The 13,695-nt window shown below is 69.2% G+C and carries 11 protein-coding genes; 5 read left to right on the top strand and 6 right to left on the bottom strand.

From position 1 onward, the window contains the following. Nucleotides 1-35 precede the first annotated feature (35 nt). The 3 genes from HWX39_RS07870 (at nt 36) to HWX39_RS07860 (ending at nt 3,235) form a co-directional block, all read left to right on the top strand. Nucleotides 36-1,487 carry a TAXI family TRAP transporter solute-binding subunit gene (locus tag HWX39_RS07870; RefSeq protein WP_175966777.1) on the top strand — a complete coding sequence of 484 codons (1,452 nt, stop codon included), beginning with the start codon at nt 36-38 and terminating at the stop codon, nt 1,485-1,487. A 94-nt stretch (nt 1,488-1,581) separates the two neighbouring features. Then, entirely contained in the window at nt 1,582-2,220 is a 639-nt protein-coding gene (locus tag HWX39_RS07865) for a DsbA family protein (RefSeq protein WP_175966775.1), read from the top strand. Nucleotides 2,221-2,287: 67 nt separating this feature from the next. Then, entirely contained in the window at nt 2,288-3,235 is a 948-nt protein-coding gene (locus tag HWX39_RS07860) for a LysR family transcriptional regulator (protein ID WP_175966764.1), read from the top strand. 28 nt (nt 3,236-3,263) lie between these two features. On the opposite strand, the gene HWX39_RS07855 is transcribed toward HWX39_RS07860, so the two are convergent. From HWX39_RS07855 to xdhA, 4 genes are all read right to left on the bottom strand, one after another. Further along, entirely contained in the window at nt 3,264-3,665 is a 402-nt protein-coding gene (locus HWX39_RS07855) for a polyketide cyclase (RefSeq protein ID WP_175966762.1), read from the bottom strand. Between the two features lie 163 nt (nt 3,666-3,828). Further along, nucleotides 3,829-4,446 (bottom strand): xanthine dehydrogenase accessory protein XdhC, encoded by a 618-nt coding sequence (gene xdhC, locus HWX39_RS07850; protein WP_175966760.1) that lies wholly within the window; start codon nt 4,444-4,446, stop codon nt 3,829-3,831. Between the two features lie 132 nt (nt 4,447-4,578). Further along, nucleotides 4,579-6,942 carry a xanthine dehydrogenase molybdopterin binding subunit gene (gene xdhB / locus HWX39_RS07845; protein ID WP_175966758.1) on the bottom strand — a complete coding sequence of 788 codons (2,364 nt, stop codon included), beginning with the start codon at nt 6,940-6,942 and terminating at the stop codon, nt 4,579-4,581. An 18-nt stretch (nt 6,943-6,960) separates the two neighbouring features. Continuing rightward, nucleotides 6,961-8,511, bottom strand: a complete 1,551-nt coding sequence (xdhA, locus tag HWX39_RS07840; RefSeq protein ID WP_175966756.1) for a xanthine dehydrogenase small subunit — start codon at nt 8,509-8,511, stop codon at nt 6,961-6,963. A 337-nt stretch (nt 8,512-8,848) separates the two neighbouring features. Between xdhA and HWX39_RS07835 the strand changes: the two genes are divergently transcribed. Beyond that, nucleotides 8,849-10,063 carry an MFS transporter gene (locus HWX39_RS07835; RefSeq protein ID WP_175966754.1) on the top strand — a complete coding sequence of 405 codons (1,215 nt, stop codon included), beginning with the start codon at nt 8,849-8,851 and terminating at the stop codon, nt 10,061-10,063. 122 nt (nt 10,064-10,185) lie between these two features. On the opposite strand, the gene HWX39_RS07830 is transcribed toward HWX39_RS07835, so the two are convergent. Continuing rightward, nucleotides 10,186-11,076: an EamA family transporter gene (locus HWX39_RS07830; protein ID WP_175966752.1), complete on the bottom strand. Its 891-nt coding sequence runs from the start codon at nt 11,074-11,076 to the stop codon at nt 10,186-10,188. Between the two features lie 137 nt (nt 11,077-11,213). On the opposite strand from HWX39_RS07830, the gene HWX39_RS07825 reads away from it, so the two are divergent. Further along, nucleotides 11,214-12,149 carry an AraC family transcriptional regulator gene (locus tag HWX39_RS07825; RefSeq protein WP_175966749.1) on the top strand — a complete coding sequence of 312 codons (936 nt, stop codon included), beginning with the start codon at nt 11,214-11,216 and terminating at the stop codon, nt 12,147-12,149. A 27-nt stretch (nt 12,150-12,176) separates the two neighbouring features. Here the strand turns inward: HWX39_RS07825 and HWX39_RS07820 are convergent, their stop codons facing one another. Further along, complete coding sequence (locus tag HWX39_RS07820) at nt 12,177-13,388, bottom strand: alanine--glyoxylate aminotransferase family protein (RefSeq protein WP_175966747.1); 1,212 nt, start codon at nt 13,386-13,388, stop codon at nt 12,177-12,179. Nucleotides 13,389-13,695 lie beyond the last annotated feature (307 nt).

Below are 13,695 nucleotides of genomic sequence, written 5' to 3'. Positions count from 1 at the left end.
ACCGATACGTCACGCCAGCGTCATCCGCCGCCCCCATGAAGCCAGTCCGCCCTCGCCCGCCTCGCCGCATCCTCGCCCGCTTCGTCGCGGTGTCGTGGCGCGACCTCGCGCTGTCGATCGGCCCCACCGTGCTGCTCGCCGTCGCGGCCGTCTGGCTCGCGGTCAAGCTGATCCAGCCGGCACCGCCGTCCACGCTCGTGATCTCGTCCGGGCCGCCCGGCAGCACATACTGGAACGCCGCGCAGAAATACAAGACGATCCTCGCGAAGAACGGCGTCACGCTCGACGTCCAGTCATCCGAAGGGTCCGCCCAGAACCTCGCGCGGCTGTCGAACCCGAACGCGACGGTCGACGTCGGCTTCGTGCAGAGCGGCATCGGCCCGAAGGAGCGCGACGAACACCTCGTGTCGCTCGGCAGTATCGGCTACGTGCCGCTCGCGATCATGTATCGCGGCCCGGTCGTCGCGCGCCTGTCCGACTTCAAGGGCAAGCGGCTCGCGCTCGGCGCGGAAGGCAGCGGCGCGCGCGAGCTGAGCCTCGCGCTGCTGAAGATGAACGGCATCGTGCCGGGCGGCTCGACCGAGCTGCTGCCGACCGCCGGCGAGGACGCGGCCACCGCGCTGCTCGACGGCAAGATCGACGCGGCCTTCCTGTCCGGCGACTCGACGCAGATCCCGGTGATGGCGAAGCTGTTCCGCGCGCCGGGCGTGCACGTGTATTCGTTCACGCAGGCCGAGGCGTACGCGCGGCGCTTTCCGTACCTGACCGCGATCACGCTGCCGATGGGTGTCTACGATCTCGGCCGCAACCTGCCGCCCGCCGACATCCACACGGTTGCACCGACCATCGAACTCGTCGCGCGCGATTCGCTGCATCCCGCGCTGTCCGACCTGCTGATCGAGGCCGCGCGCGAGGTACACGGCCACGCGACGATCCTGCAGCACGCGGGCGAATTCCCGTCGTCCGTCACCCGCGGCTTCCCGCTGTCCGACGATGCCGCGCGCTACTACAAATCAGGCAAGACCTTCCTGTACCGGCGGCTGCCGTTCTGGGTCGCGAGCCTCGTCGACCGGCTGCTCGTCGTGGTCGTGCCGCTGATCGTCGTGCTGATCCCCGGGCTGCGGCTCGTGCCGTCGCTGTACGGCTGGCGCGTGCGTTCGCGCATCTACCGCTGGTACGGCGCGCTGATCGCGCTCGAGCGCAGCGCGCTCGGCGAACACACGGCCGAGGAACGCGTGCAGTTGCTCGACGAGCTCGACGACATCGAGGAAGCCGTGAACCGGATGAAGATGCCGCTGGCCTATGCCGGGCAGTTCTACGTGCTGCGCGAGCACATCGGCTTCGTGCGCGAACGGCTCACCGCGCACGACCAGGACACGCCGGCGGCCCCGCCTGGCACCGGCAGCCAACCGCAGGCACGCGCCGACGCGGCACCGGCACCGGCACCGGCCGGCGATCCCCCCCGGGCGACTCCCGGTTCCGCGTGAGCGGACGATCCGCGATCATTGCCGCATGCGCGCGCCGCCGCGTAACATGAAGGCCGCCGCCAGGCGCCGCACGCCCCACCCTCTGGAGATCGTCATGACAACCGGCCTCGACACCGCCCAGCCTGCCTGGTTCTTCGACTTCGTGTCGCCGTTCTCCTATCTGCTCCTGGAACAGCATGACAAGTGGCCGGATGTGCCGTTCGAGCCCATCGCCGTGTCGCTCATCGACCTGCAGCGCCACTGGGGCCAACGCCCGACCGCCGACGTGCCGGCCAAGCGCGTGTTCACGTACCGTCACGCGCTGTTTCGCGCGGAACAGCTCGGCATCCGCTTCAAGATGCCGCCCGCGCACCCGTTCGATTCCGACAAGGTGTTGCGCCTCGCGATCGCGCTGCGCGCCGATATCGCGACGGTGCTGGAGATGTACCGCTTCATCTGGCGCGACGGCAACGATCCGTCGACGCCGGAAGGCTTCGCGGCGCTGTGCGAGCGCGTCGGCGTCGGCCATGGCGACGAGCTGATCGAATTCGAGGAGACCACCGCGCAACTGGCCCGCAACAACGCCGATGCGATCGCGCTCGGCGTGTTCGGCGTGCCGACGTTCTGGATGAACCAGCAGCTGTTCTGGGGCGAGGACGCGCTGCCGATGGTGCTGTATTGCGCGCGCACGCCGAACTGGCTCGAATCGCGCGAGGTCAAGCGGATCAGCACGCTGCCGAAGGGCCGGATGTGATGGCCGGTATCACGCACGCCGACGCGCGGCTGCGGTAAGGTTACGCTTCACCCGAATCCCCCTAACGATGGAAGAAGACGACCGTACCGCCTCGCTCGATATCTGGCTCGTGCGCGTGTTGCGCACGCTGCTGCTCGAGCGCAGCGTCACGCAGGCCGCGCTGCGGCTGAACCAGACCCAGCCAGCGATCAGCACCGCGCTGCGCAAGCTGCGCGAGACGCTGAACGACCCGATCCTCGTGCGCGGCAAATCCGGGATGGTGCCGACCGAATACGGCGCGTCGCTGCTCGAGGCCGCGTCGCGCGCGCTGCGCGAGGTCGACTTCATCGCGACGCCGCACGGCAACTTCGATCCGTCGTCCGCACGGCGCACGTTCCGCGTCGCCGCCCCCGATTACCTGAACGATTTCTTCATGCCGACGCTGATCGAGCGCTTTCGCGACGCGGCGCCGCATGCGCACCTGGAAATCGATTCGCTGAATCCCGCGCTCGATCACGCGGGCGCGCTCGAATCGGGCGCGCTCGATCTCGTGATCGGCAACTGGCCGAAGCCCGATCCGCAGTTCGCGCGCCAGGACCTGTTCTCCGACACGATCGTGTGCCTGATGCGCGATGCGCACCCGCTCGCACGCGTGCCGCTCACGCGCGAAGCGTACGCGTCGGCCGCGCACGTCGCGCCGACGCCGTACACCGGCGACAAGCGCAATGCGATCGAGATCGGCCTGGCGCGCGCGCGCCTCACACGGCGCATCGTGACGACGCTGCCGTACTTCGGGATCGTGCCGCAGGTGCTGCTGCAGTCGGACCTGATCTTCACGACGACGCGCCGCTTCGCGACGCACTATGCGCAGTTGCTGCCGCTCGTGGTCGTCACGCCGCCCGTGCCGTTCCCGCGCATCAAGAGCTACCTGCTCACGCATCCGCAGCCCGACCGCCCGACCGACATCGCGTGGCTGTGCGCGCTGATGCAGAGCGTGTCCGACGAGTTGACGGTTCCCCGCAGCCGCAAGCGCTGAGCCGCGGCACCGAACGGGGCGCGGCCGCTCAGGCCGTGCAGAAGGTTTCCTGCAGATGGGTCCAGCGCACGACGCCCGCCGCGTCGCGCTCGAACACGGCGGTTGCACGGCGCGCGGGCAGCTCGCCCGAAGCCGCGTGCTGCGCTTCGAGATAGGTGAGCGTCGCATGCGACGCGCCGCTCGCGAGCACGCGGGTGTCCGACAGCGAGATGCGCAGTCCCGGCTTCGCGCCGGCGAGCTTCGCGAACAGCGCGCGCGTACCGTCGTGATCGACGACACGGCCGTCGGTCAGGATCATCGTGAATTCAGCGGAAAAAGCGGCGAGCAGCGCGTCGAGCGCCTCGGGCGCGGTATCGACGCCGGACAGCCAGCGCTCGATGGCGACGAGGCTGGCATCCAGCGCGTCGAGATAAACCTGGTGATCGGACATGGTGGTGTGCACGGTAAGGCGCGGCCCGGTGCCGCGCGTCGTCGTGCAGTGTATGCAAAATCGCGCGGCCGTGCGTCAGGGGCGGGTCCAGCTGATCGCGGGCTTGCGCCGGCCCCACGAACGATTTTCTCCAACCGGGGGAACGTGCCCTGCCCACTCCCCGCTACCGCGCGCAGGACACGTCGTCGCGCGCACGCCCCGATGCGGCCGCCTTCGCATCGGCCACCGGCATGCCCGAGCGCGCCTGCAGCAACTCCGCGCACACGGCCACCGCGATCGCGCCCGGCGCCTTGTCGACGATGCCCGCGACGCCGATCGGGCACACCATCTCCACGAGCCGCGCCGGATCGACGCCGCGCGCGGCAAGCCGGCGCTCGAACTTCACGCGCTTGGTGCGCGAGCCGATCATCCCGAAGTACGCGTAGTCGCGCCGCCGCATGATCTGCGCGGCGAGCGAGAAGTCGAGCGCGTGGTTGTGCGTCATCACGAGGAAGTACGCGCCGGGCGGCGCGGCGTCGACGACGGCCTCCGGCGTGTCGGTCGGCTCCGGCTGCACGTTCGGCGGACACTCGTCCGGGAACAGCTCGTCGCGCGTGTCGACCCACTGCACGACGCACGGCAGCGCGCCGAGCAGCGTGACCAGCGCGTGACCGACGTGCCCGGCGCCGAACAGCACGATGTGCATCGGCGCCGGCGTGCCGGTCGCGCGGTTGCGCTGGCCGGTGCCCTGCGCGAACGCCGGGGGCGACGCGGTGCGGAGCGTGCGTGCGGGGCCGTTCATGTCAGCCTCCGCCGGGCCGCCCCAAGGAGGCTGACCGCCCCCGCGGCGGGAGCCGTGCATGGGGCCGGAGCAAGCGCTGAAGCGCCGACTCCGGTCGACAGCGAACGAAGCGAGCGTGGGGGCCGTTTCATCTCAGACAGCCTGCGCGGCGCGTGCCGCTCGCACCGCGTTGATCGCGCGCAGGATCGACTCGCCGGTGGCCGGCGCGTCGAGCGGCGGGTTCACCGTGTAGTCGCCGACCGCCGCGATCGCGTCGCGCACCGCGAAGAAAACCGAGAACGGCAGCAGCAGCGGCGGCTCGCCGACAGCCTTCGAACGGTGGATGCTGTCCTCGACGTTGCGGTTCTTGAACAGTTGCACGTTGAATTCGGGCGGCGTGTCGTTCACCGTCGGGATCTTGTACGTGGACGGCGCATGCGTCATCAGCTTGCCGCCCTTGTTCCACCACAGTTCCTCGGTCGTCAGCCAGCCCATCCCCTGGATGAACGCGCCCTCGACCTGGCCGATGTCGAGCGCCGGGTTCAGCGACGCGCCCACGTCGTGCAGCGCATCGACGCGCAGCGTGCGCATCTCGCCCGTGAGCGTATCGATCACGACTTCCGACACGGCCGCGCCGTACGAGTAGTAGTAGAACGGCCGGCCCTGCAGCTTCGACTGATCCCAGTACAGCTTCGGCGTCGCGTAGAAGCCGTCGGACCACAGCTGCACGCGCGCGAGGTACGCCTTCGCGATCACTTCGCCGAACGGGATACCGTTGCCACCGACCCACACGACGTCGTTGCCGAACTTCACGTCGGCCGCATCGACCGTGCCGTCGCCGAACTGCTTCGCCGCGAACACCGCGAGCCGCTCGCGCAACTGCCGCGCCGCATCCTGTGCGGCCTTGCCGTTCAGGTCCGAGCCCGTCGACGCGGCCGTCGCGGACGTGTTCGCGACCTTGCTGGTGTCGGTCGCCGTCACGCGGATCCGGCCGAAGCGGATGCCGAGCTCGTGCGCGACGACCTGCGCGACCTTCGTGTTGAGCCCCTGCCCCATCTCCGTGCCGCCGTGGTTCACGAGCACCGAGCCGTCGGTGTAGATATGCACCAGCGCGCCGGCCTGGTTGAAGTGCGTGACGTTGAACGCAATGCCGAACTTCACCGGCGTGATCGCGATGCCCTTCTTCAGCACCGTGTTGCGTGCGTTGAATGCGCGCACGCCCGCACGCCGCGCGCGGTAATCGCTCGTCGCTTCGAGTTCGCCGAGCAGCTCCTGCAGCACGTTGTCCTCGATCGTCTGCCCGTACGGCGTGACGTTGCGTTCGGTCTTGCCGTACAGGTTCGCATAACGGACGTCGAGCGGATCGCGACCGAGCGAACGCGCGATGTCGTCGAGGATGTACTCGATCGCGAACGCGCCCTGCGGGCCGCCGAAGCCGCGGAACGCGGTGTTCGACTGCGTGTTGGTCTTGCCGCAATAGCCGGCGATATCGACGTCGCCCAGCCAGTACGCGTTGTCGAAGTGGCATACCGCGCGCGTCATCACCGGGCCCGACAGGTCGGCCGAGAAACCGCAGCGCGACGTCATGTCGAGCGCCACGCCGTCGATGCGGCCGTCGTCGTCGTAGCCGACGTCGAAGCGGTAATGGAAGTCGTGCCGCTTGCCGGTGATCATCATGTCGTCGTCGCGGTCCGGGCGCAGCTTCACCGGGCACAGCAGCTTCCACGCCGCGAGCGCCGCGCAGCAGGCGAACAGGCCCGACTGCGATTCCTTGCCGCCGAACCCGCCGCCCATCCGGCGGCATTCGACGAGCACGTTGTGCGACGCGACGCCGAGCACGTGCGCGACGAGGTGCTGCATCTCGCTCGGGTGCTGCGTCGAGCAGTACACGTGCATCCCGTCGTCGTCCTTGGGCACCGCGTACGCGATCTGCCCTTCGAGATAGAACTGCTCCTGGCCGCCGAGCAGCATTTCGCCCGTCTCGCGGTGCGGCGCGACGGCGAGCCGCGCGGCCGCGTCGCCGCGGGCGAGCTTCAGCGGCGGGATCACGTAGGTTTCGGCCGCGCGCGCTTCCTGCGCGGTGAGGATCGCCGGCAGCTCCTCGTAGTCGACCTGTGCGCGGCGCGCGGCGAGCCGCGCGGTTTCATGCGACGTCGCGACGACGATGAACATCGGCTGGCCGACGAACTGCACGATGCCCTTGGCGAGCACCGGGTCGTCGTGGATGATCGGGCCGCAATCGTTGACGCCCGGGATGTCGTCGGCCGTGAACACGGCGACCACGCCCGGCGTCGCGCGCACCGCGTCGAAGTTCATCGACACGATCTTCGCGTGCGGCTTCGCCGACAGGCCGAGCGCCGCGTGCAGCGTGCCCGCGACGATCGGGATGTCGTCCGTGTAGGTGGCGCGTCCGCTCACGTGCAGATGCGCGGATTCGTGTGCGCGCGAGACGTGGACCTGCGCGGCTTCGGCTTGCGGGTCGAGGGTGCTCAGGAACGGTTCTGCTTGCTGGTTCATGTTCGGTGTTCTCCGTCTTCAGACGCGCGCCGCGTCGGTGCCGGGTTCGGCGGCCACTTCACGCACATTCAGGGCTTGCGGCGGCAGCGGGTCGTGCGGGCGCGTCTCCAGCCAGAATCGGTAAATCAGGTTCTTCGCGGTATCGAGGCGGTACGTGCTCGTCGCGCGCATGTCGGTGAGCGGCTGGTAGTCGCGCTCGAGCGCCTGCATCGCGGCCTGCGCGGTGGCTTCATGCCACTGCGCGCCGTCGAGCACGGCTTCCGTGTGCGCTGCACGCTTCGGCGTCGCGGCCATCCCGCCGAACGCGATGCGCGGCTCGCGGATCGTGTCGCCGTCCGCAATGAAAGCGAACGCCGCGCACACGGCCGAGATGTCGGAGTCGAACCGCTTCGACAGCTTGTACGTGCGGAACTGCAGCTTCTCGCGCGCGCCGGTGCGGGTCGGCACCTTCAGCCCGACGACGAATTCGTGCGGCGCCATGTCCGTCTGCTGGTAGCCCGTGTACAGCGCCTCGAGCGGCAGCTCGCGCACCGTGTCGCCGCCGCGCAGCACCACGCGCGCGCCGAGCGCGATCAGGCCCGGCATCGAATCGCCGATCGGCGAGCCGTTCGCGACGTTGCCGCCGATCGTGCCCGCGTTGCGGATCGGCAGCGACGCGAAGCGCTTCCACATCTCGGTGAGTTCCGGATACTGGCCGGCCAGCGCCGCATACGCGTTCTCGACCGTCACCCCCGCGCCGATCTCGATCCAGTCGCCGCGCTCCGCGACGCGCTGCAGTTCGGCGATCTGGCCGACGTAGATCAGGTCGTCGAGCCGGCGCATCTGCTTGGTGACCCACAGGCCGATGTCGGTGCTGCCCGCGAGAATGCGCGCGTCGGGCCGCTCGACCTTGAGCGCGGCCAGCGCGTCGAGCGTGCGCGGCGCCGCGAAGCGCGCGCCGTTGTTTGTCGCGTAGTCGAACGTGTCGTCGCGCTTGAGCGACGCGAGCATGCGGGCCAGTGCCGCCGTGTCGACCGGCGCCGACGGCGGCGGTGCGTCGAACATCTGCACGGCCGCTTCGACGATCGGGCGATAGCCGGTGCAGCGGCACAGGTTGCCGGTCAGCGCATCGGCGATCTCGGTACGCGTCGGCACGTCCTTCGCCTTCGCGCACGTGCCGGCGCTGCCGCAGCCTTCGTGGCCGTGCTTCTCGTACAGCGCCCACATCGACATCACGAAGCCGGGCGTGCAGAACCCGCATTGCGAACCGTGGCAATCGACCATCGCCTGCTGCACCGGATGCAGCGCGCCGTCCGGCTGACGCAGGTCCTCGACCGTCAGCAGCGCCTTGCCGTCCAGCGTCGGCAGGAACTGGATGCATGCGTTGACGGCCTTGAACTCGACCGCGCCGGCGTCGGTCAGCTCGCCGACGACGACCGTGCACGCGCCGCAGTCGCCTTCCGCGCAGCCTTCCTTGGTGCCGGTGCAATGCGCGTCCTCGCGCAGGTATTGCAGCACGGTGCGGGTAACGTCCGCGCCGCTGACTTCGCGGATCGCGTGACGATGGTAGAAGCGGATCGGCTCACTCATGTCTCGATGTTTCTTCAAATGGGGGCAAGGCGGCGTGCGCAGTGCGCTTGACCGACGTTTTTCTGACAGTTTGCACGCTATCACCATCAAATTCCTCAACCCATAGCCCATCACGCATGGGGCCCATATAACTGCCGCGATATGAGTGCCGGCGCCGCCCGGCGGCCTTTCCGCACGGGGCTCCCCGCCCATTCCCTGCGCCGCCGCAACCGTCCGCCGGCTTCGAAAACAGGGCGCGATTAACTAAACGGTACCTGCGTGAAAACCGGTTCCATGGGAAAATCCCGATTCCCTTTTTCGCCGTCTTCCGTTCGTTTCGTTCACCCGTTCCGACCCCATGTCCACCGATTCCGCCACACCGCCGCGCAGCGGGTTCGCGGTCACGCTGCAAATCGTGTCCGTCGTCTGCTTCACGTTCATCTGCTACCTGACCATCGGCCTGCCGCTCGCGGTGCTGCCCGGCTTCGTCCATGACGACCTCGGCTTTTCCGCGATCGTCGCGGGCGGCGCGATCAGCGTCCAGTATTTCGCGACGCTCGCGTCGCGTCCGCTCGCCGGGCGCCTGGCCGATACGCTCGGGCCGAAGCAGACGGTGCTGCGCGGGCTGGTCGGTTGCGGGGTGTCGGGCGTGCTGCTGCTCGTCGCGCTGCTGCTCGCGCACTGGCCGGTCGCGAGCCTCGTGCTGCTGGTCGCGAGCCGGCTCGTGCTCGGCGTCGGCGAAAGCCTGTGCGGCACCGGCGCGATCCTGTGGGGCATCGGCCGGGTCGGCGTCACGCACAACGCGAAGGTGATCTCGTGGAACGGCATCGCGACCTACGGCGCGCTCGCGCTCGGCGCACCGGTCGGCGTCGCGATCGCGCATACGCTGAATCCGGCGCTGATCGGCGTGATCGTGATCGCGCTCGCCGCAACCGGCTTCTACCTCGCGCGCCTGATCGCTTCCGTGCCGCTCGTGCACGGCGAACGGATGTCGTATGCGAGCGTGTTCACGCGCGTGCTGCCGCACGGCCTCGGCCTCGCGCTCGGCTCGGCCGGCTTCGGCTCGATCGCAACCTTCGTCACGCTGTATTACGCGGCGCGCCACTGGCCGAACGCCGCGCTGTCGCTGACCGTGTTCGGCACGCTGTTCATCGGTGCACGCCTGCTGTTCGCGAACACGATCAAGACCTACGGCGGCTTCCGCGTCGCGATCGTGTCGTTCGCGTTCGAATGCTCGGGCCTCGTGCTGCTGTGGCTCGCGCCCGTGCCCCACGTCGCGCTCGTCGGCGCCGCACTGACGGGCTTCGGCTTCGCGCTGATCTTCCCGGCGCTCGGCGTCGAGGCCGTCGCGCTCGTGCCGCCCGCAAGCCGCGGCGCGGCGCTGTCCGCGTACTCGGTGTTCCTCGACCTGTCGCTCGGCATCACGGGCCCGCTCGCCGGCTATGTCGCAGGTGCGTTCGGCTATCCGCAGGTGTTCCTGTTCGCGGCGGTGGCGGCTGCCGCGGGCGTCGCGCTGTCGATGGTGCTGTACCAGCGGCAGGCGCGGGTCGCAGGGAGCGGCGCGGCGGCCTGATCGCGCGGTGCGTTGCAAGCAAGCCGGTCGCAGGCATCACGCCGCCGGCCGCGCAAAAGAAAACGCCCGCATCGCGCGGGCGTTTTTGTATCCGGGCAAGGCCGGCGCGGCGGGCCGGCCGGTCACGCGGCCCGCAGAAACAACCGCCGCGTCAGGTCGAACGCGACCAGGTTTCCGGCAACCACCAGCAACAGCCCGACCACCGCGAGCGGCGACCACTGGTAGCCCTCGAACACCGTCGACACGGCCAGCGCGACGATCGGGAACAGCACCGTGCAGTACGCGGCGCGCTCCGGCCCGATCCGACCGACGAGGGTCAGATACGCGGTAAAACCGATCACCGAGCCCGGCACGGCCAGGTAGACGAGCGCGCCGAGATAGCGCGGGCTCGTGTCGAGCGTGAACGGCAATCCGGCCGCGGCGCTGCCGACGGTCAGGATCGTCGCGCCGATCAGCATCGCCCAGCCGTTGGTGACGAGCGGGTGCAGCCCCATCGACTGCATCCGGCTCGACAGCAGGTTGCCGGCCGAAAAGCACATCGTGCCCGCGAACGCGATCGCGAGCCCGGTCCAGGTCGCGTGGTCGTCGAGGTGGCCCGCCATCTGCTGCCAGAACAGGCACGCGATGCCGGCAAGCCCGAGCAGCGCACCGGCGATCGCCGACGGCCGCAGCGGACGGCCCATGAACAGCCGGCCGTTGATCGAGTTCAACAGCGGCGCGGTCGAGAAGATCACCGCGACGAGGCCGCTCGGCACGACCTGCTCCGAGTAGTAGAAGCACAGGAAATTCAGGCAGAACAGCGCGAAGCCCTGCGCCAGGAGAAAGCGCCACGCTTCGCGCGGCGGGCGCACCGGCCGGCGCATCACGCGCAGCAGCGCGAACAGCACGGCGGCCGCGAGCCAGAAGCGCCATGCGATCGACACGGGCGGCGGCACGGAGCCGAGCTGCCACTTGATCGCGATCCAGGTGGTGCCCCAGATCAGCACGGTGACGAAATAAAGCGACAGGTTCATGGCGGCAACGATCCGAAAGAACGGGTGAAACGGGATCCCGACTATGCCGCCGCCCGGCGCGCGCCGATTGTCCGGAATTGCGGTCTTTTTCGGGCCGCCGCACGCGGCGCCGCGCGCCCGCTTATACTCGGCCCATCATGAGCTTCTCCCTCTCCGCGCCCCCCGTCGACCACCCCGCCGCGCTGGCTGGCGGCGATCTGCCGTTCGGCCTGCAGTCGGTCTGCCGCACGCTCGCCGACGCGAACGCGACGCTCGAGCGCTTCGCATGGCTCGGCGACCATCTGGCGATCGCCGAATGGACCCGGATCACCGACGAAAGCGAGACGGTCTACGAGCAGCCCGGCCACCACACGCTGTCGTGCTACCTCGACGGCGGCTACCGGACGGAACGCCAGCGCGTGCCGCGCTACGGCGCGCCGAGCCTGCTGTGCGCGCTGCCGGGCGACCACGAATCGCGCTGGTGGGTGCGCGGCGAGATGCACTTCATCCACCTGTATTTCCTGCCCGAGCACTTCACGCAGCGCGCGATCCGCGAACTCGACCGCGAGCCGCGCGAGCTGAAGCTTGCCGACCGCACCTATTTCGAGGATGCGCGCGTCGCCGCGCTGCTGCGCTCGCTCGCGCTGGATGGCTGGGACGATGCCGACGAGCGGCTGCGCGTGAACGAGACCGCGCACGAGGTACTGAGCCTGCTGCTGCGCGGGCAGAGCACGGCCCGCACCGACACGACGTTCCGCGGCGGGCTCGCGCCGGCCGTGCGCCGCCGCGTGCGCGACTACATCGACACGTACCTGACGCAGCCGCTGACGCTCGGCGAACTCGCCGACGTCGCCGCGCTGTCCGAGTACCACTTCTCGCGGATGTTCCGGCTGTCGTTCGGCCGCGCGCCGCATGCATGGGTGGCCGAGCAACGGCTGGCGCGGGCGCGCGAGCTGCTGCGCACGACGGCGCTGCCGCTCGCGCAGATCGCGGCCGACTGCGGCTATGCGAACGCCGGCCATTTCAGCCATCGCTTTCGCGACGCACACGGCACGACGCCGAACACGTACCGGCGCGCGATGCAGGGCCGCTGAGCGCGGCCCCTTTCCTCGTCTTCCTGCTTACGCGCCGCGCCCCGACAGTTCCTGCTCGAGCGCCGCGACACCGGCCGGCAGGTCGACCGGCACCTTCAGGTCGACCATCGTGCGGCCGAACGCGTGCAGCGTGCGGAACAGGTTGTGTTCGCGGCACTGCTCGCCCATTTGCCCGATCCGTACGATCGGCAAGCCGAACGAGCCCGAAATCTCGACCTGGTAGTGCTTCGAGATATGGCCGCAGACCATCCCCGGCGTGAGTCCTTCCGGCGTCTCGATCCCGACCACCGAATTCAGGCGGCAGTCCTTCGGTGCATAGAGCTTGAGCCCCATCGACTCGACGCCCGCCTGCAGCGCGAGCGAGCAGCGCAGGTGGCGCGCGAAGCGGCTTTCGAGCGTCTCCGCGCAGACGAGCCGCAGCGCCTCGTGCAGCGCGAGCACGCCCGACACGGGCGCCGTGTAGTGATAGCCCGCGTTGTGCCAGAAGTTCTCGGCGAGCGCCATATCGAGGCACCAGTGCGCATTCGGCTCCGGGCGCCGCTTCATGCGATCCCACGCGGCGTCGGAAAACGCGATCAGCGACACGCCCGGAATCGACGACAGCCCCTTCTGGCCGCCGGTGATCACCGCGTCGATGCCCCACGCGTCCATCTCGAGCGGCATCGTCGACAGCGTGCACACCGCGTCGACCACGACCAGCGCGCCGGCCGCCTTCGCGAGCGCCGCGATGTCCCGCAGGTCGCGGTTCCACACGGTGTTCGACGTCTCGCCCTGCACGATCGTGACGATCTCGGGCCGCTCGCGCGCGATTGCGTCCGCGATCTCGTCGAGGCTCGCGACCGCACGGTCGGCCACTTCGAGCGTCGCGACGTCGGCGCCGACACGCGTGGCCATCTCGGCCATCCGCGCGCTGAAGAAGCCGTTGCGGATCGACAGCACGCGCGTACCGCGCCACGCGAGGTTCGAGATCGCCATTTCCATCGCGGCCGAACCGGGGCCCGCGACGCCGAGCACCCACTTCGTGCGGGTCTGGAACACATAGCGCGCCATCTCCTTCACCTGCTCGATGATCTTCGCCATCGTCGCGCCGAGGTGGTTGATCACGATCGTGTTCGCCTTCGCGACGGCGGCCGGGATCGGAACCGGGCCGGCCCCCATCATCAGCAGCGGTTCTTCGGGCAGGATCGCGTCAAGCGGCACGACGACGGGACAGGGAATCGGCGAGTAATCGATGGACATGGCTGGTAAAAGGTGAGGAAAGGAAGTGCACGGACGCCCGCCGCGCTGCATGGCGAACTGATCGATCATTCCGTGTTCCGCCGCCTCGCGCAAGAGGCACGCGCGGCCGGACAGCGCGACGGTGGCCCGGCTGCCGGACCGGGCCAGCCAGCCGTGCGCGGGTCGCGCGCCAGTCATCCGGATTGAAATAGGATTGCCGGCCAGGTTGTGAAACGGTTCCATTCGTGCGTCAAGCGCACGATTTTCTCCGTCAATAACACCACGATTCACCGACATCGCCGCTTCAGCATGACTTCTGCATCGAAAG

The sequence above is a fragment of the Burkholderia sp. BCC0322 genome (genome assembly GCF_902833045.1).
Lineage (GTDB): Bacteria > Pseudomonadota > Gammaproteobacteria > Burkholderiales > Burkholderiaceae > Burkholderia.
The sequence above is the reverse complement of the archived record's forward strand: the minus strand, read 5'-3'. Positions and strand labels throughout refer to the sequence as shown.

Coding starts and splice junctions, on each gene's coding strand:
- xdhC (WP_175966760.1), bottom strand. CDS start 4,446: ATGAACGGCCCCGCACGCACGCTCCGCACCGCGTCGCCCCCGGCGTTC.
- HWX39_RS07870 (WP_175966777.1), top strand. CDS start 36: ATGAAGCCAGTCCGCCCTCGCCCGCCTCGCCGCATCCTCGCCCGCTTC.
- HWX39_RS07825 (WP_175966749.1), top strand. CDS start 11,214: ATGAGCTTCTCCCTCTCCGCGCCCCCCGTCGACCACCCCGCCGCGCTG.
- HWX39_RS07855 (WP_175966762.1), bottom strand. CDS start 3,665: ATGTCCGATCACCAGGTTTATCTCGACGCGCTGGATGCCAGCCTCGTC.
- HWX39_RS07820 (WP_175966747.1), bottom strand. CDS start 13,388: ATGTCCATCGATTACTCGCCGATTCCCTGTCCCGTCGTCGTGCCGCTT.
- HWX39_RS07830 (WP_175966752.1), bottom strand. CDS start 11,076: ATGAACCTGTCGCTTTATTTCGTCACCGTGCTGATCTGGGGCACCACC.
- xdhB (WP_175966758.1), bottom strand. CDS start 6,942: ATGAACCAGCAAGCAGAACCGTTCCTGAGCACCCTCGACCCGCAAGCC.
- HWX39_RS07835 (WP_175966754.1), top strand. CDS start 8,849: ATGTCCACCGATTCCGCCACACCGCCGCGCAGCGGGTTCGCGGTCACG.
- HWX39_RS07860 (WP_175966764.1), top strand. CDS start 2,288: ATGGAAGAAGACGACCGTACCGCCTCGCTCGATATCTGGCTCGTGCGC.
- xdhA (WP_175966756.1), bottom strand. CDS start 8,511: ATGAGTGAGCCGATCCGCTTCTACCATCGTCACGCGATCCGCGAAGTC.
- HWX39_RS07865 (WP_175966775.1), top strand. CDS start 1,582: ATGACAACCGGCCTCGACACCGCCCAGCCTGCCTGGTTCTTCGACTTC.